This is a genomic window from Streptomyces brasiliensis, assembly GCF_014647875.1.
In the GTDB taxonomy this organism is placed as follows: domain Bacteria; phylum Actinomycetota; class Actinomycetes; order Streptomycetales; family Streptomycetaceae; genus Streptomyces; species Streptomyces brasiliensis.
In genome coordinates this window covers 114,112-138,980 of record NZ_BMQA01000008.1, presented here as the reverse complement: position 1 = coordinate 138,980, position 24,869 = coordinate 114,112, and the positions used below count along the sequence as shown (strand labels likewise).

Genomic DNA, 24,869 nt, shown 5'->3' with positions numbered 1-24,869 from the left:
CTGCCACAGGCTGGATGCGGTGTCCCAAGAACCGCTCCCGGAGGTCCTTCCGTGCCGCGTCCCCAGCTGCGCAGCACCGCCGCCGTGTTCACGACCATGTCGGCGCTCGCAGCGACCTCGATCCTGACCGGTCCGTCGGTCGCCGAGCCGTTCTCGACCGCGCCGTGCGCCCTCCATCGGACCCCGGCTCACCACTCCGAGGGCGTCGACACCTGGAACGCCGCCTACACCCGCCCGACCCGCGCCCTCGACGCCGTGATGGTGTTCCTCTCCTTCCCCGACTCCGCCCCGCGCGTCACGCCCGCCGAGCTCACCGCCGACCACTTCCCCGCCACCAGCCGCTTCTTCGAGCAGGCCTCGTACGGCAAGCTCAAGCTGCGCCCGCATCCGCTCAGCCACTGGATCCGCATGCCGCACTCGTCGACGTCGTACGCCATAAGACGGGACTGGAAGGCGGCGCAGCGGGCCGAGTATCTGCGCGACGCGTTCAGGGTGGCGGACCGGGAGGTCGACTTCTCGCGCTACGACATCGTCTACTTCGTGGCCGATCCGGACGCGCCCGGAGTGGACTCCGACGCGACGAAGGTGGTCAACCTGGAGACCCCGATGCACCTGGACGGCAAGGACGTCCGCCGGGTCGTCACGGTCTTCGAGAAGCACCCGCCGGACCGGCTGGTCCTCGCGCACGAGACGGGGCACGTCTTCGACCTGCCGGACCTCTACCACCGGCCGGTCGACGGGAAGGGTGACTGGGACACCTACGTCGGCGACTGGGACCTGATGGGCAGCCAGTTCGGAATGGCTCCGGATCTGTTCGCCTGGCACAAGTGGAAGCTGGGCTGGCTGGATCCCCGCCAGGTGGTGTGCGTACGGGGGGCCGCGCCGACGCGGCTGACCCTGGAGCCGCTGGCCGCGGGCGAGGAGACACCGACGGTGGGTGCCGCCGGAGCGCCGGCGTTCGGCCTGGGCCAGGGCGTGAAGCTGGCCGTCGTGCGCACCGGCGCCGACACCGCGCTCGCTTTCGAGGTGCGAGGAGCGGTCGGGAACAACCACGCGGAGTGCCGGCAGGGTGTGCTGGTGTACCGGGTGCGTAGCGGCACCGAGTCCGGCGGCGGTCCGATCGAGGTCGTGGACGCCCACCCGCACTCGGAGGCCTGTTGGGAGGGGTCGGTCTACCCTCCGCTCGCCGACGCCCCGGTCGCCCTCGGCGAGAGCTTCACGGTGCCGGGTGAAGGGGTGAAGGTGGAAGCGGAGTCCCGCACGGCCTCCGGCGCCTGGAACGTCAAGATCACCCCGGCGATCACCGGCTGACCCTGACCTCACAACTTACGGTAACCGGGGTGTGGGGGTAGGAGCGGTTCGCGTTGTCTGCGAACATGCCTTGTCATCGCTGTGGTGTGCCGCCACTCGAACCACGCTGACCTCACGGCTTACGGTCAGTGGGGTGTGGGGGTGTGGGTGGCGAAGCCCCCGCAACGCGCGGCGAAGCCGCGCAAGAACAACGATGGCGAGGAGGTTCGCGCTGTCCGCGAACATACCTCGCCATCGCCATCGTGCGCCGCCAGGGACTCGAACCCCGGACCCGCTGATTAAGAGTCAGCTGCTCTAACCAACTGAGCTAGCGGCGCCTGCTGACGTCGTAGACCTTAGCACCCTGATCGGTGGGAGGAAAAATCGATATCCGCACCGCTGAGCGGACCACGCGCACGGCCGCCCAGAGAAGGACCTCGGGGCCCGGCAGCCAGGGATGACGGGTGTCGGGGGCGACCAGCCAGCGGGAGCCGGAGAGGGGTGGGGAGCCGTCGCCGTGCGGGGCCGGGACGGTCACCGCGTCGCCCGAGCCGTGGCACAGCAGCGGCGGCACGTGGGAGCCCCACTCCTGCCAGTCGAGGAGCGACGGCAGCCGCTGGGCGGTGCCAGGTGCGGCGAACAGGAGCATGCGGCCCCGGTACACCGCGACCGGGCCCGATCCCGGCCCCTCGTCCCATAACCGGTCCAGCATCTGGCGTCCGAAGATCGCCGGTGTGTTCACCACATCGAAGGCGGAGCCGCAGGGTAGGACGACCGGGGCGTCCGGCCGCTCCTCCCAGAACGCGAGCGTGCTCCGCGGATACGTTCCTGCGGAGGCGAGCCAGGCGGCGCCGGCGGCGGTGACATTCCGTGTACTGCTCATGGCGTGTACATCTACCGTCCGTGAGCGCCGGTTCCCGAGAGTTGTGGAAAACCGGCACAGGAGGCGACGGAGGGGAGTATCTTGCCCGCAGTCGGCATATGCCCCCTGGCCGGTACAGAGCGGTCGCTACACAGGGTCGGCGGTGCCCCGGCCCTCGGCGCCGACGCCCCGCATCAGGTCCTGGCCGAACTCCACCATCTTCTTCGCGTAGTCCTCCGTCCACTCCGCGCGCTCCGCGATGTCCGCCGGAGTCAGCCGGTCGAAGCGGCGCGGGTCGGCGAGCTGGGCGGCGGCCATGGCCTGGTACTCCATGGCACGGTCGGTGGCCGCGCGGAACGCCTGGGTCAGCTCCGTCGCCCGGGCCAGTAGGGCGCGGGGGTCGTCGATCGACTCCAGGTCGAAGAAGTGCTCGGGGTCGGCGACGGCCTCCATGGGCTCGAAGAGCAGGGGCGCGGGGCGTAGCCGCGGTTCGTTCCGACGCGGCGTGGGCTCCGCCATGTCTTCTCCTCCTCGTACGGTTTCGATGGGCACCCCCAATGGGTGGGCCACCAACCATTGTCCCGCGCCCGCGCAAGGGGCCCTCGGTCGTGAATCAACCCCGCCGGCTCACGCGGTGTTCCGCCGGGTGGGCGAGGGCCGTGTGGTTCGCCTGCCAGCCGTCGGGGCTGTATCCGTTGGCCGCCCCCGGCGGGGTGCCGGACTCCGTCCGGTGGGTGGGCGGTGTGGGGCCTGGTGTTCGTCGATCAGCCGCGCAGCTCATGGCCGCAGGCTCACGCGGTGTTCCGCCAGGTGGGCGAGGACCGTGTGGTTCGCCTCCCAGCCGTCCGGGAACTTCACCACCGTTCCCAGCTGGACCGGTTCCGTGGACGGGTAGTCGTCCAGGAGGTCCGTAACGCCCGCTCGGCAGATCATGATGCACGCCTGGCGGTGGCGGGACGCCAGGACGCACAGGCGGCCCGTCTCCAGGTGGAACGCCGTGGCGTCGGGGCGGCCGGAGAGCGGGTGGAGGACCACCGTCACGTCGTACTCCCGGCCCTGGAGGCGGTTCGCCGTGTCGACCGTCACGTCCGCGGCGCCCAGCTCGGCCAGCGCCGAGCGGACCGCCGCCGCCTGGTCCCGGTGGGCGGTGCCCACCGCGATCCGGTCGGCGGTCAGCGGAGCCGGGTCAGGAGAGCGCTCGGAGACCGCCGCGCCGCCCCGGTCCAGCAGGCGCCGCACCACCGTCGCCACCGCGCGCACCGCCTCCGGGTCCGTGCGCGGGGTGTGCCGGGCGGGCAGCTCCAGCAGGCCCCAGCCCGACGACGCCGCCTCGTCGATGACCCGGTCGGGGCCGGAGCCGTCCGACGGCACGGCGAAGGTGAGCCGCCGGTCGCCGTGGTCCGTGCCGCTGCGGAAGGGGGTGTAGGGGTAGAAGGCGTCCGAGACCAGCGGGGCCGCCGACGCCGGGAGCCGCCACGACACCGGCAGCCGGTGCTGCGGGAGGTCCGGGTTGTGGGCCAGCAGGGTGGTCACCGCCGAGGCCGAGGGGTCGTACGACAGCCCCGCCCACTGCTCGCTGCCCACGATCGCGAACGGGTCCAGCTGCCCGGGGTCGCCCACGAACAGTGCGCGCTCGAACAGCCCGGCCACGGCGAGCAGGCTGTCCGAGCGCATCTGGTACGCCTCGTCGACGATCGCGTGCCGCCACGGCTCGTCCACCGTGACGTGCGCCCACTTCGCGGCGGTCGAGATCACGACCGGCAGGCCCGTGAGGTCCGCCGCCTTCGCCGACTTGCGCACCTGCGGCAGGTCGTCCAGCGCCGTGTCGTACGGGTCGGCGTCACTGCTGTGCAGCCGGCCGACCGGCAGCTCGGGGTTCTTCTCGGCGAGGCGGAGCACCAGGTCGTCGACCTGGGCGTTCGTCTGCGCCACCACCATCAGCGGGCGCCCGGCGTCGGCGAGTTCGAGCGCCGCGCGGACCACGAGCGTGGACTTTCCCGCGCCGGGCGGGGAGTCGACGACCACACCGCGGTGCGTGCCGTACAGGGTGTCGTGGAGGATCGCGTCGGTGGCCCGCGTGGCCGCCGTACCGGGGTCGAAGGCCGGCGCCGTCACAGGACGTCCTCCTCGGTCACGGTGTCGGGAGTCTCGGGTGCCGCCTCGCCCGGCGGGCCGCCGTGCGTCCACGGGGTCTCCTCCGGGTCGGGCAGCTTCGCACCGCCGCGCTGCTCGTGCTCGAACAGCGTGAAGCACAGCCGGTCGCCCGTCTCCGGCACCGATCCGGCCTCCGGCTCCTTGCCGCGGCCCATCTTGTCGAGGATCCGGAGCACGACCAGGCCCTCGCCCTCGTACCCGGCGAACTCCGCCGACTGCGGTTTGCCGCCCAGCGAGCGGTACACCTTCGCCCGCTCCCCGAGGTGCGGCCGGTCGTCCGTGCGGACGGTGACCAGCGGGCGCGGACTGGGCCGCTTGCCCTCGCTGTACGCCATCACCACGTCGACGACCTCGCCGGCGAACGCCTCTCCGGCCAGTCGCCGGCCCGCCATCACCAGCGGGTCGTCGAGCGCCTCCTGGGCCTCGAGCCGGGCCTGTTCGCGCTCGCGTGTGGCCAGCTTGTTCGCGGCGGTGACCGCGTCGTCCCGGCGCGGCTGCGGCGGCTCACCCGCGAGGACGCGGTCACGGTGACCGGTGAACGACCAGCGGTCGCGGGTCCAGCGCTCCTCGACATGCGCCCCCTCGGGCAGCGCCCGCAGCAGGTCGATGCCGGCCCAGACCTTCTCCCAGGTCGGCAGCGTGCGGCTGAGCACCAGGTCGTGGATCTGCCGCTCGGCGGCGGTGAGTTCACCGAGCCGGTCGTCCGCCTGCAGGCCGTCCTCGGCGGCGGCGAGCGCGGTGCGGGCCCGGTCGTAGCGCTCGATGGCGGGCGCGAGCAGCTTGTTGTCGAACGCCGGGTCGGTGGCCGGGCCCGCGGGCGGGCACACCAACTGGCCTTCCTCCCGCGCCAGTTCGGCACGCAGCGCCGCCTCGGCGCCGGTCTCGCCCGCGGGCGGGTCGATCCACGCGAGCAGCGCGCCCAGATGCTGGTCCTCCAGGCCGGACTGGCCGGTGGCCCAGTGCCGGGCCAGCAGCTCGGTCATGGCCAGGAGCAGCGAGGAGCCGGGCACCCGGGCCCGCTCCCCGAAGTGGGTCAGCCACCGGCCGAGCAGCGGCACCCGGGGAGGCGCCGGGTAGGGCGCCTCGGGGTCCTGCTCGACGGTGCGCCGGAACCGCATGGAGCGGCCGAGCAGCCGCACGAACTCGACGCCCGCGTGGCTCGGCACAATCAACTGGGGTGCGTCCGCGCACAGTTCCACCTCGACCTTGACCCGCTTGCCGGTCTCCGGGTCGGTCTCGGTGCGCTCGGCGGCCTCCACCGACTCCGCGTACGAGTCGACGTACGGCAGGACGACGTCGGACAGTTCGGCGAGGAATGCGAAGCGCAGGTCGCGGTCGCGCGGCTGCGGTACGACCAGCAGGCGCGGCGCGTCCCGGTCGGTGCCGGCCAGCGCGCCGAGCGGGGCACCGGCCTCACCGGCGGTGGTGAGCGGCACGAACACCAGGGGGCGGTCGGACAGCCGGCGGTGCCGCACGGTGGCTGCGGGACGGGCGCGGCCGGTGCTGACGGCCTCCAGCCGCGCGAGGGTGGCGATCAGCGACAAGGAGCCACCCCCACGCCGGTGGTGGCGAGGGTGATGTCCCGGCCGGCCGCGGCGAGGGCCTCGGCACGCAGCGCCGCGGCCCTGCGCAGGGCCGCCACCGCCGGGTCGTCCGGGTCGCCGCTCTCACCGCGGGCCGCCGACAGGACGTCGTCGACCGTGGTCAGGCCGCCCAGTTCGGCGCGGACCGGGCGGCCGAGGGCGGTCACCGCGCCGGCCGCGCGGGAGCGGTCCCGGCAGTGGAAGGCGAGTTCGCAGGCGGCCAGGCACTCGGGCGCGTACGCCGCCTGGACCGACTCGACCGCGGCCGTCAGCTCGGCGGGCGGCAGGTCCGGGGCGAAGCAGACGCCCTCCGGGAGGCTGTCGGCGATGTCCTGCACGCGCGTGAGGCGGGCGAGTTGACGGGCGGTGACCGCGCGCTGCTTGCGAATGTCGACCGCGGAGGCGGTGGGCAGGTTGGAGAAGTCCTTCGGGCAGACCAGCAGGACCCGGTGCCGCACGCGCGGGGCCGGCGTCTCCTCGTCGACGAGCCGGGCCGCGACCTCCTCCAGGGCCAGCACGTACACCGCCGCCTGCCGTGCCGCCGCGCCGACCTTCGCGGGGTCGGCCGAACCGTCCAGCATCGGGAAGGACTTGATCTCCACGACCGTCCAGCTGCCGTCCGGGTGTACGACCACCGCGTCCGGCTCCAGGAACGCGGGGGAGCCCGCGACGTCGAGGGCGAGCATCGGGTGATCGAGCAGCGTCCAGGTGCCGGGTGCCCCGGTGGCTTCGCGCAGCGCCAGCGCCGTACGGGCCGTGCGCACCTCGGGGCCGGTCGCGGACAGGTCCGGTACGGCGGCCTCGTGCGGCGGTTCGGCCGCCGGGTCGAGGCGCGCGTGCACCAGCCTCAGCAGCTCCGCGCCGCCGTCGGCCTTCACCTTCGCCTCGAAGGCGTTGCCCCGGGTGAGCGCGAACTGCGACTGGCCGAAAGCGGACGGCGAGCCGAGCGCGCCCGCCAGTGCGGCCTTGTCCACCCCGGCACCGTCCAGGATCGCGCGCCGGCGGCACCCCGGGTTCGAGGCGAGCGCCGCGAGGGCGCGCGCGTCCAGTGCCTTGGCCGGTACCTCGGGGCCGCGCAGCTCAGCGAGCCGCTGCCGGAGCCCCTTCTCCCGCGTCCGTGGACGAGGTGTCCGGCTCGGGTTCAGGGCCGAACCGCTCCTCGCGCTGCCGTGGAATTCGCTCACCCGTCGAAGTCTGGCATCCGCCACTGACAACCGAGGAACCCGTGCCTCCCGGGACCGGCGAGGCGGGCGTGCGGCGTGGGCTCAGGCGGGCCTTGAGCAGATTCACGGCGCGCGTCACGTACGGCCCGAGCAGGAAGCCGGCGCCCATCACGGCGGCACCCGCGACCGCGTCCAGGAGGTAGTGGTTGGCGGTGCCCATGACCACGGTCGCGGTCAGCAGCGGATAGGCCACGCCGAGAACCTTCGTCGCGCGCGTGCCGCCGTACCGCCACAGCATCACCCCGCACCACAGCGCCCACCCGCAGTGCAGGCTGGGCATGGCGGCGTACTGGTTCGTCATGCCGCCCAGGCCGCGCGGGGCGCTGGCCTGGCCGCCCCACCAGCCGTACGAGCTGTACTCGGCCATCGTGTCGACGAACCCGTGGCCCGGCGCGAGCAGCCGGGGCGGGCAGGTCGGCAGCAGGGTGAAGCCGATCAGACCGATGAACGTGGACGTCATCAGCCAGGTGCGGGCGGCGCGGTAGTGTGCGGTGCGGAACCGGAACAGCCAGACCAGGATCAGCGGTGTGACCAGGTAGTGCAGCGACGCGTACCAGAAGTCGGCCGGTACGCCGAGCCACGCCTGGCGCGTGAAGAGCCGGTTGAGCGGGTGCTCGGCGTCGATGTGCAGGAACTGCTCGATCCGCAGGATGGCCCGACCGTGGTCGACGGCGCTCGACACGTCGCCCCGGGCGAGCAGACGGCCGGCCGAGTAGCAGCCGTACACCAGCAGGATCAGCGGCAGCTCGGTCCACCAGCGCAGCCGGGTGCGCGGCGACACCTCGGTGCCCGGTGTCTCGGTCTGCGGCATCCGATCGCCCTCCCCCTTCTCCCCCGCGGCCTCCCGGCGGCCCATCCGGGACACTTTACGATGTGCGCATTCCGCCCACGCGGGGTGCTCCAGCCCTCAAAGACGCAGAGATCGCCCACCGGGTTGTCCAGGGACAGCGTGCGCGATGATGGAGCGACTTCGCCCCCGATTTCCCGGGGCTTCGACCCCTTCTCCACGAAAGGTCCCGTTCATGGCACCGCGCATCCTGCTGGCCCGGCACGGACAGACGGAGTGGTCGCTGTCCGGCAAGCACACCGGCAGGACCGACGTACCTCTCCTGGAGGAGGGCCGCCGGGGCGCCAAGCTGCTGGGCGAGCGGCTGCACCGGGCGCCGTTCGACGGGCTGCCCGGGGCCGAGGTGCGCACCAGCCCGCTGACACGCGCGCGTGCGACGTGCGAACTCGCCGGATTCGGGGAGCGGGCCACCGACTGGGACGCGCTCCTGGAGTGGGACTACGGCGCCTACGAGGGCATGACCCCGGCCGAGATCCAGGACATTCGTCCCGGCTGGCTGATCTGGCGCGACGGCGTCCCCGAGGGCGAGACCCTCACCGAGGTGACGGCGCGGGCGGACGAGGTGGTGGACTGGGTGCGTTCGGCCGACCGCGACGTCCTGGTCTTCGCGCACGGCCACATCCTGCGCTCCATAGCCGCCCGTTGGCTGGGCCGGCCCCTGGACTTCGCCGCCCGCATCCGCCTCAACCCGACGTCCCTGTCGATCCTCGGCTGGGCCTACGGCGAACCGGCTATCGAGAGCTGGAACGACTTGGGGCATTTGCATCTGGCCGGGTAGGGGGACGCGCCCGGCCCGGCGGGGTGGCCTTCACGCGTGCGTGGAGCCGGTGTTCACACCGCGCGTGGGAGCGTCGCGTGGCGTTCCAGGAATTCCGACACCCCAGAGGCCTGGCGGTGGGGCAGCAGGACCCGGGCCGTGGCCGCCAGCATCGTCTGGATGCGGGACGACTGCACCTGGCCGAGCAGGTCGAGGACCCGCATGCCGGCCAGCGCCGCCTCGTCGGGGTGCCCCCCGCGCGCGAGGTCGTCGGCGAGTTCTGCGGTGTACAGCGCGATGTTGCGGGTGAAGTGCGGATCCTGGAGCTGGGCGGCCCGGCGTGCGTGGCGGGCCGCGCGGGGCCAGTCGCCCAGCGTCGACCAGCACTGCGCCTCCAGCCCCTCCAGTTCGGCCTCGCCGTAGAAGCTCATCCACTCCGGATCGTCGTCCGAGCGGCCCCGCTCGAAGAGGGCCTGCGCGCGGGCCAGTGCCCGTTCACAGCCGGTGCGGTCGGCGAGCCCCGCCCAGCCGCCCGCCTCGCGCAGCGCGAGCAGCGACATCAGGCGCGCGGAGCCCAGCTCGCGGCCCACCCGCTGCGCGGCCTGCGCCGCCCGTACGGCCTCCCGCGGCCGGCCGGCGTCACGCGCGAGGAACGCCGTGTTGCAGAAGGCGTGCGCCTCCAGCCCAGGGTCCCCGGTCATCCGGGCGGTGGCCAGCGCCTCCGCGTAGTGCGAGCGGGCGTCGTCGAAGCGGCCGGAGTCGTGGGCCAGCCAGCCCACCGAGATGGCGAGTTCACCGGCGCCCGAGTGCAGCCGGTCGGCGGTCGTCTGCCGGGTCGCGCCGGCGTCCAGCAGCTCGTAGGCGGCGCGCAGTGGAGCCGCCGCGCGCCGGTACAGGCCGTCCGCGCCGTGCCGGTCGTCGAGCAGCCGGATCCGGCGGACGGCCTCCTCGAGGGCGGCCGCCTCCCCGCTGCCCGCGCGGCGGAGGGGGCGGTCGGCCGCCGCGGCGTCGATGGTGAGCCCGAACGGACCCAGCGCGGCGGCCACCGTGGCGCCCCCGCCGGTCATGAATGCGCGACGCAGCACGTCGCTCTCCTCGTGGTTCTCGTGGTTCTGGTGGTGCTCGTGCGTGTCGTACGGATCCTGCGTGTCATACGGCTCGAAGGCCCCCGGCGTCTCGCCCGTGACGAACACGGGGCTCATGATGCTCGAGGGGGGCGCATCCCCGGCCGGGCGCGCCGCACGTCCGCGTACGGACGAGCGGGGCGCGAAGCCGAGGTCGGCGAGCGTGCGGCCTGGGAACATGTGCAGGAACACCCGCTCGTACGCGTAGTTCGGGCAGCGGATCTCACCCGCTTCCACCCGGCCCACGTAGCGCGCGTCACAGCTGACCCGCTCACCGATCTCGCGGGCGGCACGTCGTACCAGCGCGGCGAACTCGGCCGGCGAGTGCCGGCCGCGCAGCTGCCGGAAAGCGACGTTCGGCCGTGGTGGCCGGTCGGGCTGTGACGAGGTCACCGTTGACGACGCCATGGCCGGGTCCTCTCGTGCGAACCGTCGAACCATGCCGGACCGTGGGCGGGAGCGGACCGACTCATCCGCGTGACGCCCTGATTCCGGCGGGCAAGAACGTACATGCTGTGACGGACTCTTCACGCAGTGTTTAGCTACAAACCGGATATCTCATTCGTGATCTGCCATGAACTGCCATCCTTTGCGGCGTACTTGCGCCGTAGCCGTTGACGCCGTCGTCGCGTTGAACCGTGTGGACCGCAAAGGGCTGCGTGGTGTGGTGGAGGTCGGGATGGAGACCAGCCAGAGCAACGATCCTTGTACGTCGCCGGGGGACGCCTGCGACCTCGTGACCGTGCCGGCCCGGCAGGGGCTGGAGGCGGTCGACATCCTCCGGCGCGGCGCCGGGGAGGCGGTGGGCCCCGTCCTGCACGACGACGGGCACGACACCCTCGGCTTCCTCGTACCGCGGGGCACGGCCGCCGCCTGGGACGTCCCCGGCAGCACCTGCACCTGCACCGGCACGGACGGCCGCGGCCTGCGCCTGGCCCCGGATCCCCCCGTGGAGGGCTCGGACTGGCTGGTGCCCCCCGGCAACGCCGACCTCGCCACCGACCCGGCGGTCCTGCGCCGCGCCCTGGGAGAGGCGGCCAGAATGATCAAGGCGGCGGACAGCTGCTGCTGAGTCTGCCGCCCGGGCGGGGGCGGGAAGGCTGCCGCCTGCCCGGGCGCGGTCGCCGGGACCGTTCGGCGCCTGCGAAAATGAGCGAATGGGCAGGTCCAGGAATTCGCGGCGCAGAGACGTCGGCGCCGAAGCCGTCACGCAGGCCGTCGACGGCGGGCTCGCGCAGCTCATTCCGGACCCTGACCGCTCCCGCGCGTGGACGCTGCTGATCGACGGGGCGCCGCAGTCGCACGTCGATCTCGACGACCCCGCGTACCTCTCCTTCGAGTACCAGCGGCGCCTCGGTCATGTCATCGATCTCGTCGCCCCGCCCGGACGCCCCCTGCAGGCCGTGCACCTCGGCGGCGGCGCCTTCACTCTCGCCCGGTACGTCGCCGCCACCCGCCCCCGCTCCACCCAGCAGGTCGTCGAGCGCGACGCTGCCCTCGTCCAACTGGTGCGCCGCGAACTGCCGTTGGATCCCGCCGCCCGGATACGCGTACGGTCCGTGGACGCGCGTGCGGGGCTGGCCAAGGTGCCCGACGGGTGGGCCGACCTCGTGATCGCCGACGTCTTCAGCGGCGCCCGCACCCCCGCCCACCTCACGTCGACCGAGTTCCTCGACGAGGTCCGCCGGGCCCTCAACCCCACCGGTGTGTACGCCGCCAACCTCGCCGACGGCCCGCCGCTCGCCCATCTGCGCGGCCAGATCGCCACCGCCGCCACCCGTTTCTCGGACCTCGCGCTGGTCGCCGACCCGGCCGTGCTGCGCGGCAAACGGTTCGGCAACGCGGTCCTGGCCGCCGCCGGCCGCCCGCTGCCGATCGCCGAACTCACCCGCCGCGCCGCTTCCGACCCGCACCCCGCCCGCCTCGAACACGGCAAGCACCTCACGGACTTCACCGGTGGCGCCGCCCCCGTGACGGACGCGGCGGCCGTCGCCTCACCGGCCCCGCCACCGTCCGTGTTCCACTGACCCGGACGCCCCCGCCGGGAGCCAACCTCCGTGCGGGCGACGGCGATCGGCAACACCGGCCGGCTTGGCGCCACCGCGGTCGGCCGGCCCCGCGGTGCGCTGCCGGCCGGCGACGGTCAGTACGTGCCGACCTCCACACGCGGCGGTCCGTCGTGCCAGGTGCAGAACACCGACACCCGGTCGGCATCCTTGGCGAACTCCACCCGGATCCACGTCTCCGTCTTCCAGACCTGCATCGACCAGCCGGTCCCGGGCGTCGCCGAGACGAGCGTCGCGTCCGTCGTCCCGAGGTCGAACACCGCCCGCCCGCCGTCGGTGTCGTACGCCTTGATCTGCCCGGAGGCGGTGGGTGACGGCGACGCGGACGGGCTCGCCGGCGGCTTGCGCGAGGGAGTGGGCGTGCGGGTCGGGGACGGTGTGCGCGGCGCGCTGTGCGAAGGGGAGGGAGGCCGTGACGTGGCGGACGCCGGCGGCTTCGCGCCCTGCGTGGTCGCGTCGGCCGCCGTGATGGGCAGGGCGCGCGGCGGGTCGTACGCCGTCCCCGCCATCACCGTGTGGACGCCCCACCACGACAGCGTGACCGCCGCGCCCGTGGCGAGCGACCAAGCCAGCACGTGTACGAGTCCTCGGAGCATCGCGGGTCATACTGCCTCACGCGTCCCACAGGGCGCAGCCGGACCGAGTTGTCCACAGGTGCCGGACCGGTGTCCTGCGTATGGCGTACGGTGCGGCGCATGGCAAGTGTGCTTGTGGTCGAGGACGACCAGTTCGTACGCTCGGCGCTCATCCGGCATCTGACCGAAGCCTCGCACACCGTGCGCAGCGTCGGTACGGCACTGGAGGCGCTGCGCGAGGTCGCCCACATCCGTTTCGACGTGGTCATCCTGGACCTCGGACTGCCCGACCTGGACGGCTCCGAGGCGCTGAAGATGCTGCGCGGCATCACCGACGTGCCCGTCATCATCGCCACCGCCCGGGACGACGAGACGGAGGTCGTGCGCCTGCTGAACGCGGGGGCGGACGACTACCTCACCAAGCCCTTCTCGGTCGAGCACCTCTCGGCCCGCATCGCCGCCGTCCTGCGCCGCGCCCGAGCCACCGCCGCGGACGTCCCGCCACAGGCCGTCATCCGCGTCGGCGGCCTCATCGTCGACCCGCTGCGCCGCCAGGCCGAACTCGACGGCGTACGGCTCGACCTCACCCGCCGCGAGTTCGACCTGCTCGCCTTCCTGGCCGGCCGGCCCGGTGTGGTCGTGGCCCGCAGGGAACTGCTCGCCGAGGTCTGGCAGCAGGCGTACGGCGACGACCAGACCATCGACGTCCATCTGTCCTGGCTGCGCCGCAAGCTCGGCGAGACCGCCGCCCGGCCGCGCTATCTGCACACGCTGCGCGGCGTCGGCGTGAAGCTGGAGCCGCCCGGGGGAGCGGAGCCGCCGCGATGAGGTGGGCACTGGTCAAGGTCTGTCTGGCGGTCACCACGATGGTCGTCGTCGCCTTCGCCGTGCCCCTCGGCCTGGTCATCAAGGAGATGGCCCGCGACCGTGCCTTCTCCAACGCGGAGCGTGAGGCCGCGGCGGTCGCCCCGGCGCTGTCCATCACCACCGACCGCGACAAGCTGGAGCGGGTGGTCGCCTCCGCGGGCTCCGACTCCGGAATGGCCGTGCACATACCGGCCGTCGACGGTGCCGCCGCCGTCGACCTCGGCCGGCAGCGCGCCGCCGACCGCGACATCGCGACCGTACGGAAGCTGGGCCGCGCCTCCACCACGGAGGTGCCCGGCGGCTCCACGCTGCTCCAGCCGGTCGCGCTCGGCTCCGGCGCCATCGCGGTCGTCGAGGTGTACGTCCCCGAGGCCGAGGTCAGCAACGGCGTGGGCACGGCCTGGGCGGTGCTCGCGGCGGTCGGCGTCGCGCTGATCGTCGGCTCCGTCGCGGTCGCCGACCGGCTGGGTGTGCGGATGGTGCAGCCCGCGCAGCGACTCGTCGAGGGCGCGCACGAGCTGGGGGAGGGGAAGCTGGGGGCGCGGGTGCCCGAGGAGGGGCCGAACGAACTGCGGCTGGCCGCCGTCGCGTTCAACTCCATGGCCGACCAGGTCGTCCAACTGCTCGCAAATGAAAGAGAGTTGGCGGCAGATCTGTCTCACCGGCTGCGCACCCCGCTGACCGTGCTGCGCCTCAACGCGGCCTCCCTCGGCGACGGTCCGGCCGCCGACCAGACCCGGACGGCGGTCGCGCAGCTGGAGCGCGAGGTCGACACCATCATCCGTACGGCCCGGGAGGCCAAGCCGCAGACGGCCGCCGTCGGACCGGGCGCCGGGTGCGACGCGGCCGAGGTCGTCCGGGAGCGCATGGGCTTCTGGTCGGCGCTCGCCGAGGACGAGGGCCGCAAGTGGCGGGTGGCCGGCGTGGACCGGCCGGTGCGCATACCCGTGGCCCGTGCCGACCTGGCCGCCGCGCTCGACGCGCTGCTCGGCAACGTCTTCCGGCACACCGCCGAGGGCACGGCCTTCGCCCTCGACGTGCACAACGGCGAGGACGCGGTGATCGTCCTCGTCTCGGACGCGGGTCCCGGCATACCCGACCCGGCCGCTGCGATGGCGCGCGGCCGCGGCTCCGGTCGCGACGGCTCGACGGGGCTCGGCCTGGACATCGTGCGCCGGCTCGCCGAGTCGACCGGTGGGGACGTACGGATCGGGTCCTCGGTGCTCGGCGGCACCGAGGTGCGCGTCTGGATCCAGCTGGACGGCCGCGAGCCGGTGCGCAGGGGGCATCGGGGAGCCGTGCGACGCCGCCGTACGGGCAAATTGGTCTCTACCTTTAACCGTTCCCGATCCCTTCCTTAAGCGCACCCTAAGAACCCCAACGGCCGCCCCTATCAAGACGTTTGTCCGATTCCCGGTCGCTAGCGTGCTGCCGCACCCCACCCCCGCGAGCAGCGAAGGCAGGCACGCGCATGACCACGCACCGGCGCAGGATCAGCGGCAGGAACAAGGCGATAGGCGGCCTGGTCGCCGCTGCCGTGGTCGGTGGCGGCGCGATCCTGCTCACCGGCACCGCGCAGGCGGCGGGCATCGGCGCGGCGTACACGAAGACCAGCGACTGGTCGACGGGCTACACCGCGCAGTACGTCGTCACGAACAACAGCGGTCAGCGGGAGGCGGACTGGACGCTGGAGTTCGACCTGCCGGCGGACGCGAAGCTCGGCTCGCTGTGGAACGGCGAGTCGAGCGTGCGCGGGCAGCACGTCACGGTGAAGCCGCCGAAGTGGGACACCGACGGCCTGGCCGCGGGCGAGTCGGTCACGGTCGGCTTCGTGGTGAGCGGCAGCGGCGACCCGGCGTCCTGTCTCATCGACAACGCGAAGTGCTCCGCGGACGGCGGCGCGACGCCGGAGCCGAGCGGCCGCCCGACCCAGTCGCCGAGCCCCACCCCGACCCCCACGCCCACGAAGCCGGCGACCCCGACACCCACTCCCACCCCCACGCCGACCCCCTCCGGAAGCACCGGCACGGGCACACCCACCGGCGCGGGCTTCGCGCCGTACGTCGACACGTCGCTCTACCCGGCGTTCGACCTGCTCGCGAGCGCCGACGCGACCGGCGTCAAGAACTACGACCTCGCCTTCATCACCGACGGCGGCGGCTGCACGCCCAAGTGGGGCGGCGTCAGCGACCTGAACAGCGACGGTGTGGCGGCCCAGATCGGCGCCCTGCGTGCCAAGGGCGGCGACGTGCGGGTCTCCTTCGGCGGCGCGTCCGGCTCCGAACTCGCGACGACGTGCTCCTCGGCGGACGCACTGGCGGCGGCGTACGGCAAGGCCGTGGACGCGTACAAGCTCACCAAGGTGGACTTCGACGTGGAGGGCGGAGCGCTGCCGGACACGGCGGCCAACACCCGCCGCGCCCAGGCCATCGCCAAGCTCCAGCAGCAGCACCCGGACCTGGACGTCGCCTTCACGCTCCCCGTGATGCCCGAGGGCCTCACCCAGGACGGCGTGAACCTGCTCTCCAACGCCGAGTCCAACGGCGTGCGGATCAACACCGTCGACATCATGGCGATGGATTACGGCGCCTCGTACAGCGGCGACATGGGCACGTACGCCGAGCAGGCCGCCACCGCCACGCAGGCGCAGGTCAAGAGCGTGTTGGGCCTGTCGGACGCCATGGCCTGGAAGACGGTGGCGATCACCCCGATGATCGGCGTGAACGACGTCTCCGCGGAGGTCTTCAAGGTCGACGACGCCACGCAGCTGGTGAACTTCGCCAAGTCCAAGGGCCTCGGCCGGCTGTCGATGTGGTCGGCGACCCGCGACAAGCAGTGCGCGGGCGGCACCAAGCCCACCGCCGACCCCACGTGCAGCTCCGTCACCCAGGACGCGTTCGCCTTCTCGAAGGCGTTCAAGGCATACAACTGAGCCATTTCCGAAACGGGGAGCGCCCGCCCCGGCCGGACTTCCCCCCCACCTCCGGCCGGGGCGCGCGGCGTCCCCTACCTCGTCGCGCGCCCCGTCCCCCGGAGTCCCCCCCGGCTCGACCCCCGGTTTTCCCGGCTACGCCTCCTCGAGCGGCGGCAGGGTGCTCGTGCGGGCCGCCTTCCCGTACCAGCGGGCGCTCGACTTCGGGGTGCGGGTCAGGGTCGCGTAGTCGACGTAGACCGCGCCGAAGCGCTTGTCGTAGCCGTAGGCCCACTCGAAGTTGTCCATCAGGGACCACAGGTAGTAGCCGCGCACGTCCGCGCCGTCCGCGATGGCCCGGCGGACCGCCGAGAGGTGGCCGTGCAGATAGGCGATGCGCTCCGGGTCGTGCACGTTGCCGTCCGGGTCGGGCTTGTCGTCGTAGGCCGCGCCGTTCTCGGTGATGTACAGGGGCAGGCCCGGGGCCTCCCGGGCGTACCGCATGATCAGGTCGTGCAGGCCCGTCGGGTCGATCGTCCAGCCCATCTCCGTGCGCTCGCCCGGCGTCTGGTGGAAGGCGATGTCGTCCGCGGCCGGCCAGGGGGAGTACTCGCTCGCCCCGTGCCCGTCGGCCCGCTCGACCGAGGAGGCCGTCTCGGCGTCGATCGCCGACACCAGCGCCGGCGTGTAGTAGTTGAGGCCCAGCGCGTCCAGCGGCTGGTGGATCGCGCGCAGATCGCCGTCGAGGACGTACGACCAGTCCGTGACCGACGACGTCGCCGCGAACAGTGTCTCCGGGTACGCCCCGTGCAGCATCGGACCGTGGAAGACGCCGTTGGCCAGGTCGTCGATGCGCCGGCCCGCCTCGAGGTCCGCGGGGCTCTGCGACACCGTGCGCACCACCGAGGAGTTGAGGCTCACCGCGACCGAGTTGCGGGACGGCATCACCGAGCGAAGGGCCGTGGTGCCCAGACCGTGCGCCAGGTTGAGGTGGTGCGCGGCGCGCAGCGATGCGAGCGGGTCCGTACGGCCGGGGGCGTGCACCCCGGAGCCGTAGCCCAGGAACGCGCTGCACCACGGTTCGTTGAGCGTGATCCACTGCTCGACGCGATCGCCGAGCGCCTCCCCGACCAGCTGCGCGTACTCGGCGAAACGGTACGCCGTGTCCCGCTCCGGCCAGCCGCCCGCGTCCTCCAGCTCCTGCGGCAGGTCCCAGTGGTAGAGCGTGACCGCCGTCTTGATGCCGTGCTCGAGCAGCTCGTCCACCAGCCGCCGGTAGAAGTCCAGGCCCAGCTGCACGGCCGGTCCCCGGCCCGTCGGCTGCACCCGCGACCAGGAGATCGAGAACCGGTACGCGGTCAGGCCCAGCTCCGCCATCAGCGCCACGTCGTCGCGGTAGCGGTGGTAGTGGTCGACAGCGATGTCACCGGTCTCGCCGCCCGCGGTCCTGCCCGGCGTATGGCTGAAGGTGTCCCAGATCGACGGGGTGCGCCCGTCCTCCCGCACCGCCCCCTCGATCTGGTACGCGGAGGTCGCGGCGCCCCAGAGGAAGGCCGGAGGAAAGGTCACGGGGGTGACGGAGTCAGGCATGGAAGCGCTCCCAGAGTCGACAGCCGGCACTCATCATGCATGGGAGCGCTCCCAATTTGAAGGGGGGAGCGGCAACGAAACCCGGTCCGCCGTCCCGCCTCCCTGCGCACGCGGCCGGTGCCGTTCCTCGGCCGGGGATTCAGCCCTGGGCCCACTCGGGCACGGAGATCCGCTCAGGTCGACGCCCGTACCACCAACTGTGTCGGCAGGACCACCTCACGGCGGCCCTTGCCCTGCTGGGCGAGCTCGTCGAGCAGAAGAGCGGCCATGGTGCGGCCCATCTCCTCGATCGGTTGCTGGACGCTGGTGAGCGGTGGATCGATGTGCCGTGCCACGATCGAGTCGTCGAAGCCGATGACGGCGACGTCCTCGGGCACTTGCCGTCCCGATGCGCGTAGCTCCAGGACGGCGCCCGAGGCCGTCACGTCGGACGCGGCGAAGACGGCGTCGAGGTCGGGGCGTCTGCGCAGGAGTTCACGCATGGCGGTGCGGCCGCCCTCCTCGGTGAAGTCGCCGTGCACGATCAGCTGTTCGTCGGTGCTGACATCCGCGTTCTCCAGCGCCTCCCGGTATCCGCTCAGGCGGGCGCGGGTGACGTCCATGTTCAGCGGACCCGTGATGGTGGCGATGACCCGGCGGCCTCTTTCGAGCAGATGCTGGACCGCGCCCCTGGCGCCGCCGTAGTTGTCCGCCCGGACATGGCCGAGGGGTTCATGCTCGCTGCGCTGCCCGGCCAGGACGGTCGGTACGCCGAGGTCGTCGAGCAGATCGGGGAGTGTGTCGTCGCGGTGGACCGCCACCATCAGCACACCGTCGACCCGCGCCGAAAGGTAGGAGGCGAGCCGGGCCTGCTCCCCGTCGTTGCGCGCCAGCACCAGCAGCAACTGCATGCCGACCGCGGTGAGTTCCGCTGATACGCCCCTGATGATCCCGGAGAAGTACGGCTCGGAAAAGAGCCGGTCCTCCCCCTCGGGGATGACGAGGGCCACGGAGTCGGTACGACGGGTGACCAGCGTACGGGCGGCCCGGTTGGGGACGTAACCGAGCTCGGCGATCGCCTGTTCCACGGCCGCTCGGGAACGGGAGCTCACGTTGGGTGAGCCGTTGATCACCCTGGAGACCGTGCCGCGGCCGACGCCGGCGCGTGCCGCCACGGCGTTCAGCGTGGGACGCCGACCCGGCGCAGGTGCGGGCGGCTGTGCGGCAGAAGTCATTCGTTCACCTTCCGGTGTTTCCGTGGGCCGATTTCATTGTCACCCATAAAAAACCCGGCCATCGGCCCGGTGCTGCGGCCGCGGACCGCTCTTGTGGTCGGCACTCCGCCGTGACCAGCATGAATCCCTGCGCGAGGGCGACGAACGACGGGGCTGTGGAACGGCGTTGGCTGACACGCTCACGTGACGCGGAGGACACGTTCGGGCAACAACACCGTTTTCAAGTCTTGACACCTGACTCCGCAGGAAGGAGTCTTCCCAACATGCCGCGTGGGAGCGGTCCCACGGCCAGCCGGGGAGCACTCCGGCGAGGTCCGACAAATTCATGGCCGTTCCCTCTGCTTTGCATGGCATAGCCGTTGACCAGCACCTTTGCACCGTACGCCCGGTGCTGTGGGCTGGCCGCTGCTGGAACCGAGAGGGCAGGTTCTGGACCGTCGAGCTGGGCGGTCCGACCCGGAAGGCCTCGTTCCCCTTGGAACAAGGACGTTCCCCACTGGAACAAGGAGTAGTGGAATGCGCATCATCCGCCCCGGCGGCGCTCGTGGCCACAGAGCAGCGGCCCTGACCACCACCGTACTGACGGCTTCGGCTCTGCTGCTCACGGGCTGCAGCGACGACGGCGACTCGAAGGCCTCGAACTCCGACGGGAACATCACTCTCAAGGTGGAGGACTACGGGCAGTTCGGTTACAAGGAAGCCGGCCTGTTCGCCAAGTACCACGAACTGCACCCGAACATCACGGTGAAGGAAGAGACCACCGCGAACGAACAGGACTACTACCCGAAGCTGCTGCAGCAGCTGAATTCGGGGAGCGGTCTCGGGGACGTCACGGGCATCGAGGTCGGCCGTATCAAGGAGATCGTCGACACTCAGGCGGACAAGTTCACCGACCTGAGCAGCTCGATCAACGTGAACGACTGGGTGCCGTGGAAGGAGAAGCAGGCCACCACGAAGGACGGGGCGGTCATCGGTGCCGGAACCGACATCGGCCCGATGTCGCTGTGCTACCGCAAGGACCTGTTCCAGCAGGCGGGTCTGCCGACGGACCGCGAAGCGGTCGCCAAGGCGGTTGCCGGTGGCTGGGAGGACTACCTCAAGCTCGGTGAGCAGTACAAGAAGAAGGCGCCCTCCGGGACCTACTTCATGGACTCGGCGAGTGCCATGTACAACGCGGTGGTCAGCTCGGACGCGAAGCAGTACTACGACGCCGACGGCAATCCGGTCTACAAGGACAGCGCCGCTGTGAAGCAGGGCTGGGATCTTGCCGCCGAGGCCGCCTCGAAGAAGCTGAGCCAGGGCCTGCCGCAGTTCACCGACCCGTGGAACGCCGCGCTGCGCAAGGGCACCGTGGCCACGGTGGCGTGCCCCGCGTGGATGGCCAACCAGATCTCCAACAACGCCGGTGACTCCTTCAAGGGCAAGTGGGACATCTCCCGCGCTCCGGGTTCGACCGCTGCCAACTGGGGTGGCTCCTTCCTGGCCGTCCCCAAGAGCGGTGCGCACACCAAGGAGGCCATCGAGCTGGCCAAGTGGCTGACGGCCCCCGAGCAGCAGGCCGCCGTCTTCAAGGCCGCCGGCATCTTCCCGTCGAACCAGGGCGCCTATGAGCTCGCTGACGTGAAGAGCGCGAAGCTTCCCTACTTCAACGACGCCCCGATCGGTCAGATCTACGCCGGGGAGGCCAAGACCATCCCCCAGGCTGTGCTCGGCCCGAAGGACGGCGTGATCAAGGACTCGATCTCCACGCAGATCAACAACATGGAGCAGCGAGGCACCAAGCCGGACGACGCTTGGAAGGCCGCGACCGAAACGATCGACAAGGCGATCGGCTGACGCCACGCCCCGTGCGGGCGGCCCTGGTGGCCGCCCGCATTGGCCGGTGCAGTAGCCCGCTCCGGCGGTACATCGACGCGGTGTGAGGCGTCGCGGAACCGGCCCGATACTCAACTCTGTTCAAGTGGTAGGGCCTTCGAGTGGACAGAGCCATTCCCCCGCGGCAGCGACCGAAGTCCGCGGGCCATGGTTCCCACCACCGCAGCCTTCGGCCGCAGTCGGCGACGCCCCCACAGGGGCGTGCCGGTACGGAGCGGCGGGACCGTGCACGGCCCCCCGCGGACCCGCCACTCGGCCCTCACCCGGCCGAGAAACTCAGGGAAGGACTCCCTCCGTGGCAACGACAATTCCCACACGGGGCGCCCACACTCCGCCACCCGGCGATGCCTCGTCGAGCGACGACAAACGGCGCACTTGGCGCAGGCGCCTGTGGCGTTTCGACGACCTCGCTTCTCCTTACGCCTACATAGCGCCTTTCTTCCTTGTCTTCGGCGCCTTTGGGCTCTACCCGCTCCTTTACACAGGGTGGATCGCCCTGCACCGGGTGGAGTTGACGAGCCTCGACCAGTCCCAGTGGGTCGGCTGGGACAACTTCGCCAAGATCCTCCAGGACTCCGAGTTCTGGACCGCGGTGAGCAACACCTTCGTGATCGGTGTCATCTCGACCGTCCCGCAGCTCCTCGTGGCGCTGGGCCTTGCCCACCTGCTCAATTACAAGCTGCGTGCCAGCACGTTCTGGCGGACGGTGATCCTCACTCCCTACGCGACTTCGGTGGCGACCGCAGCCCTCGTCTTCGCCCTGGTCTTCCGCGCCGACGGCGGCCTGATCAACTGGGTGCTGCACTTCGTCGGCTTCCACAACATCGACTGGGGCAATGGTGAGTGGACGTCCAAGATCGCCATCTCGGTCATCGTGATCTGGCGCTGGACCGGCTACAACACCCTGATCTACCTGGCGGCCATGCAGGCCGTGCCGACCGATCTGTACGAAGCGGCCGCGATCGACGGGGCGAACCGGTGGCAGCAGTTCCGGAAGGTGACGATCCCCTCGCTTCGGCCCACCATCTTGTTCACGATCATCATCTCGACCATCGGCTCCATGCAGCTGTTCGGTGAGCCCTTGCTGTTGCAGGGTGGCACGCTCGGTGCCATCGGAGGCAACGAGCACCAGTACGAGACTCTCAGCATCTATCTGTACAACTACGGCTGGAAGCTGGGGCATCTGGGTCCGGCCGCGGCCGTGGCCTGGGCCATGCTCGTCCTGCTGCTGCTCATCGCCCTGATCAACTGGATCGTCGGCCGGTTCCTGCACAAGAGCGCGGCCTGACGGGAGCGATATCCATGACCACAACCACTCCTGCCAACACCACGCCGGGCACGGTTCCGGCACCGCTTTCCACCCGGGGCAGCGGAACCGGGCGTCTCAAGCTGGGGGCCGGCCAGCAGCTCAAGGGAGGCCCGTTCACCTACGCCGCCCTGATCATCGTCGGTCTGGGCTCGATCTTCCCGCTGTACTGGACGCTGGTGGCCGCCTCGCACGATCAGCAGCGGGTCCTCGACACTCCGCCACCGCTCGTGCCGGGCGGCAGACTGTTCAGCAACCTTCAGTCGGCCTGGGAGCAGGCCCACCTGGGCAAGGCCATCGTCAACAGCATCGTCGTCGCCGGCTCCATCACCGTGGCGACGCTGTTCTTCTGCACCCTGGCGGGCTACGCCTTCGCCAAGATGCGCTTCCGCGGCCGGGGGATTCTGATGACCGCGGTCATCGCCACGCTGACGATCCCGCCGCAGCTCAGCGTGGTCCCGCTGTTCATGCTGATGTCGGACATCGGCTGGGGCGGAAAGCTGGAGTCGGTGATCTTCCCGACCCTGGTCGGTGCCTTCGGTGTTTTCTTCATGCGCCAGTACCTCCTCGAGGCACTGCCGTACGAACTGATCGAGGCGGCCAAGGTGGACGGGGCGAACAACTTCCGCGTCGTGTGGAGCGTGGTTCTGCCTGTTGCCCGGCCCGCGATGATGGTCCTCGGCATGCTCACCTTCGTACAGGCGTGGAACGACTTCTTCTGGCCGTTCCTGGCCCTGAACCAGGACAACCCAACCCTCCAGGTGGCGCTCGGCCAGCTGAGCGCCTCCTACACCCCCGACCAGAGCATCGTCATGGCCGGAGCGCTGATCAGCACCGTGCCGCTACTGCTGGTCTTCGTGATCTTCGGTAAGCAGATCGTCGGGGGCATCATGTCGGGCGCGGTCAAGGGCTGACTCCCGAGCCCGCGCCACGCTGCCGCTCGGGTACAGCCGTGCCGACCGTTCGGTACGGCTTGCCCGACGCGGACCATACGGGACCGGATCCCATACTCACCGCCTGTTCAGCGGACCGCCGTACCACCGTTTCAACCGCATTCTGGGAGCGCTCTCACATGACCGCCGTACGACCCGAGACCACTGGCCGACCGGCCCTGGACTCCACCTTCCCGCCCGGTTTCGTCTGGGGCGCGGCCACCGCCGCGTACCAGGTCGAGGGCGCCGCCGCCGAGGACGGACGCACACCGTCCATCTGGGACACCTTCAGCCGCACGCCGGGGAAGGTGCGCAACGGTGACACGGGTGACATCGCAGCGGACCACTACCACCGGTACCGCGACGACGTGGCGCTGATGAAGGACCTGGGCCTGACCGCCTACCGCTTCTCCATTTCCTGGTCGCGCGTTCAGCCGACCGGCCGCGGGCCCGTCGTCGAGCGGGGGCTGGACTTCTACCGCCGGCTCACCGATGAACTGCTGGAGGCGGGCATCACTCCCGTCGCCACCCTCTACCACTGGGACCTGCCCCAGGAGCTGGAGGACGCCGGCGGCTGGCCGCACCGCGACACCGCGCACCGCTTCGCCGAGTACGCCGAGCTCACGGCCCGGGCCCTCGGTGACCGGGTCGGCATGTGGACCACCCTCAACGAGCCGTGGTGCTCGGCCTTCCTCGGCTACGGTTCCGGCGTGCACGCGCCGGGCCGCACCGACCCGGCTGCCACCCTGCGCGCCGCCCACCACCTCAACCTGGCCCACGGGCAGGCGATCGGGGCGCTGCGTTCGGTCGTCCCGGCGTCCGCCCAGACCTCCATCACCCTCAACCTGCACCAGGTGCGCCCGCTCACGGACAGCGCCGACGACGTCGATGCCGCCCGTCGCATCGACGCAGTCGGCAACCGGGTCTTCACCGGCCCCATCCTGGACGGCGCCTACCCGGAGGACCTGCTCGCGGACACCGCTCACCTCGTCGACTGGGAAGAGCTGGTCCACGACGGCGACCTGGCGGAGATCTCCCGTCCCATCGATGTGCTCGGCGTGAACTACTACTCGCCGACCGTCGTCTCCCAGTCACGCGGCGGAAGCGACGCCACCAAGAACGACGGCCACGGTGCGAGCGACCACTCCCCGTGGACCGGAGCCGACAAGGTTGCCTTCCACCTCGCGAACGACCAGCTCACCGCGATGAACTGGGCCATCGACCCCAGTGGGCTGCACACCCTGCTGACCGGTCTGGCGGCCTCGCACCCCGAGTTGCCCCTGATGGTCACCGAGAACGGCGCTGCCTTCGACGACTACGTCTCGCCCGAGGGCAAGGTGAACGACCCGCAGCGGATCGCCTACCTCCACGCTCACCTGGATGCCGTCCGGCAGGCCATCGCCGACGGAGCCGACGTGCGCGGCTACTTCCTGTGGTCTCTGCTGGACAACTTCGAGTGGTCCTATGGCTACTCGAAGCGTTTCGGCACCGTCTACGTCGACTACGCGACCCAGCGCCGCATCCCGAAGGAGAGCGCGCACTGGTACGCCGGAGTGATCCGGGCAAACGGCCTGCCGACGGCCGACCAGCAGGACTGAGGGCCGGCCTTCCGGTCCGGGAGGGGCGCTGCCGACAATGGCGGCGCCCCTCCCCGTTCCCTGACGCCGGGACAGCTGTACAAGCGGCTCACCAT

General features: G+C 71.4%; 21 protein-coding genes and 1 tRNA gene. 11 read left to right on the top strand and 11 right to left on the bottom strand.

What is annotated here, in order from left to right:
- Positions 1 to 96: 96 nt before the first annotated feature.
- Positions 97 to 1,311: a M6 family metalloprotease domain-containing protein gene (locus IEZ19_RS15085; RefSeq protein WP_229840355.1), complete on the top strand. Its 1,215-nt coding sequence runs from the start codon at positions 97 to 99 to the stop codon at positions 1,309 to 1,311.
- Between the two features lie 243 nt (positions 1,312 to 1,554).
- On the opposite strand, the gene IEZ19_RS15080 is transcribed toward IEZ19_RS15085, so the two are convergent.
- From IEZ19_RS15080 to IEZ19_RS15050, 7 genes are all read right to left on the bottom strand, one after another.
- Positions 1,555 to 1,628 (bottom strand) — tRNA-Lys (locus IEZ19_RS15080).
- Positions 1,619 to 2,173 (bottom strand): bifunctional DNA primase/polymerase, encoded by a 555-nt coding sequence (locus IEZ19_RS15075; protein ID WP_189311693.1) that lies wholly within the window; start codon positions 2,171 to 2,173, stop codon positions 1,619 to 1,621. Before IEZ19_RS15075 ends, IEZ19_RS15080 begins: the two co-directional genes overlap by 10 nt.
- A 126-nt stretch (positions 2,174 to 2,299) precedes the next feature.
- Positions 2,300 to 2,671 carry a DUF8844 domain-containing protein gene (locus tag IEZ19_RS15070; RefSeq protein WP_189311692.1) on the bottom strand — a complete coding sequence of 124 codons (372 nt, stop codon included), beginning with the start codon at positions 2,669 to 2,671 and terminating at the stop codon, positions 2,300 to 2,302.
- A 258-nt stretch (positions 2,672 to 2,929) separates the two neighbouring features.
- A complete protein-coding gene (locus IEZ19_RS15065; RefSeq protein ID WP_189311691.1) occupies positions 2,930 to 4,267 on the bottom strand; it encodes an AAA domain-containing protein in 1,338 nt (445 codons plus the stop codon).
- Positions 4,264 to 5,850 (bottom strand): hypothetical protein, encoded by a 1,587-nt coding sequence (locus IEZ19_RS15060; protein ID WP_189311690.1) that lies wholly within the window; start codon positions 5,848 to 5,850, stop codon positions 4,264 to 4,266. Before IEZ19_RS15060 ends, IEZ19_RS15065 begins: the two co-directional genes overlap by 4 nt.
- Complete coding sequence (locus IEZ19_RS15055; RefSeq protein WP_373296976.1) at positions 5,841 to 7,073, bottom strand: hypothetical protein; 1,233 nt, start codon at positions 7,071 to 7,073, stop codon at positions 5,841 to 5,843. Before IEZ19_RS15055 ends, IEZ19_RS15060 begins: the two co-directional genes overlap by 10 nt.
- A complete protein-coding gene (locus IEZ19_RS15050) occupies positions 6,970 to 7,923 on the bottom strand; it encodes a phosphatase PAP2 family protein (RefSeq protein WP_189311865.1) in 954 nt (317 codons plus the stop codon). The genes IEZ19_RS15055 and IEZ19_RS15050 overlap by 104 nt, the downstream gene beginning before the upstream one ends.
- A gap of 211 nt (positions 7,924 to 8,134) precedes the next feature.
- Here IEZ19_RS15050 and IEZ19_RS15045 point away from each other — a divergent pair, with 211 nt between their 5' ends.
- Positions 8,135 to 8,737: a histidine phosphatase family protein gene (locus IEZ19_RS15045; protein ID WP_189311689.1), complete on the top strand. Its 603-nt coding sequence runs from the start codon at positions 8,135 to 8,137 to the stop codon at positions 8,735 to 8,737.
- Positions 8,738 to 8,790: 53 nt separating this feature from the next.
- Here the strand turns inward: IEZ19_RS15045 and IEZ19_RS15040 are convergent, their stop codons facing one another.
- Positions 8,791 to 10,248, bottom strand: coding sequence for an NsdA family TPR-like regulatory protein (locus IEZ19_RS15040; RefSeq protein ID WP_189311688.1), 1,458 nt, complete (start codon positions 10,246 to 10,248; stop codon positions 8,791 to 8,793).
- A 271-nt stretch (positions 10,249 to 10,519) separates the two neighbouring features.
- Here IEZ19_RS15040 and IEZ19_RS15035 point away from each other — a divergent pair, with 271 nt between their 5' ends.
- A complete protein-coding gene (locus IEZ19_RS15035; RefSeq protein WP_189311687.1) occupies positions 10,520 to 10,912 on the top strand; it encodes a hypothetical protein in 393 nt (130 codons plus the stop codon).
- 85 nt (positions 10,913 to 10,997) lie between these two features.
- Entirely contained in the window at positions 10,998 to 11,867 is an 870-nt protein-coding gene (locus IEZ19_RS15030) for a spermidine synthase (RefSeq protein ID WP_189311686.1), read from the top strand.
- A gap of 116 nt (positions 11,868 to 11,983) precedes the next feature.
- Here IEZ19_RS15030 and IEZ19_RS15025 read toward each other — a convergent pair whose 3' ends face one another.
- Positions 11,984 to 12,502 carry a hypothetical protein gene (locus IEZ19_RS15025; protein WP_189311685.1) on the bottom strand — a complete coding sequence of 173 codons (519 nt, stop codon included), beginning with the start codon at positions 12,500 to 12,502 and terminating at the stop codon, positions 11,984 to 11,986.
- Positions 12,503 to 12,601: 99 nt separating this feature from the next.
- Here IEZ19_RS15025 and IEZ19_RS15020 point away from each other — a divergent pair, with 99 nt between their 5' ends.
- From IEZ19_RS15020 to IEZ19_RS15010, 3 genes are all read left to right on the top strand, one after another.
- Complete coding sequence (locus tag IEZ19_RS15020) at positions 12,602 to 13,309, top strand: response regulator transcription factor (RefSeq protein ID WP_189311684.1); 708 nt, start codon at positions 12,602 to 12,604, stop codon at positions 13,307 to 13,309.
- The gene (locus IEZ19_RS15015; RefSeq protein ID WP_189311683.1) at positions 13,306 to 14,709 is read left to right on the top strand and encodes a sensor histidine kinase; all 1,404 of its coding nucleotides are present in this window, start codon (positions 13,306 to 13,308) and stop codon (positions 14,707 to 14,709) included. Before IEZ19_RS15020 ends, IEZ19_RS15015 begins: the two co-directional genes overlap by 4 nt.
- Positions 14,710 to 14,819: 110 nt before the next feature.
- On the top strand, positions 14,820 to 16,280 hold the full coding sequence (locus IEZ19_RS15010) for a glycoside hydrolase family 18 protein (RefSeq protein ID WP_189311682.1): 1,461 nt from the start codon (positions 14,820 to 14,822) through the stop codon (positions 16,278 to 16,280).
- A gap of 135 nt (positions 16,281 to 16,415) precedes the next feature.
- Here the strand turns inward: IEZ19_RS15010 and IEZ19_RS15005 are convergent, their stop codons facing one another.
- Together IEZ19_RS15005 and IEZ19_RS15000 are read right to left on the bottom strand one after the other, a co-directional pair.
- The gene (locus IEZ19_RS15005) at positions 16,416 to 17,849 is read right to left on the bottom strand and encodes a beta-glucosidase (protein ID WP_189311681.1); all 1,434 of its coding nucleotides are present in this window, start codon (positions 17,847 to 17,849) and stop codon (positions 16,416 to 16,418) included.
- A 173-nt stretch (positions 17,850 to 18,022) separates the two neighbouring features.
- Positions 18,023 to 19,063, bottom strand: a complete 1,041-nt coding sequence (locus IEZ19_RS15000) for a LacI family DNA-binding transcriptional regulator (protein WP_189311680.1) — start codon at positions 19,061 to 19,063, stop codon at positions 18,023 to 18,025.
- Positions 19,064 to 19,579: 516 nt separating this feature from the next.
- Here IEZ19_RS15000 and IEZ19_RS14995 point away from each other — a divergent pair.
- From IEZ19_RS14995 to IEZ19_RS14980, 4 genes are all read left to right on the top strand, one after another.
- Positions 19,580 to 20,899 carry an ABC transporter substrate-binding protein gene (locus tag IEZ19_RS14995; RefSeq protein WP_189311679.1) on the top strand — a complete coding sequence of 440 codons (1,320 nt, stop codon included), beginning with the start codon at positions 19,580 to 19,582 and terminating at the stop codon, positions 20,897 to 20,899.
- A gap of 334 nt (positions 20,900 to 21,233) precedes the next feature.
- A complete protein-coding gene (locus IEZ19_RS14990) occupies positions 21,234 to 22,226 on the top strand; it encodes a carbohydrate ABC transporter permease (protein WP_189311678.1) in 993 nt (330 codons plus the stop codon).
- 14 nt (positions 22,227 to 22,240) lie between these two features.
- The gene (locus IEZ19_RS14985; protein WP_189311677.1) at positions 22,241 to 23,158 is read left to right on the top strand and encodes a carbohydrate ABC transporter permease; all 918 of its coding nucleotides are present in this window, start codon (positions 22,241 to 22,243) and stop codon (positions 23,156 to 23,158) included.
- 158 nt (positions 23,159 to 23,316) lie between these two features.
- A complete protein-coding gene (locus IEZ19_RS14980; protein WP_189311676.1) occupies positions 23,317 to 24,774 on the top strand; it encodes a GH1 family beta-glucosidase in 1,458 nt (485 codons plus the stop codon).
- The last annotated feature ends 95 nt before the right edge of the window (positions 24,775 to 24,869 follow it).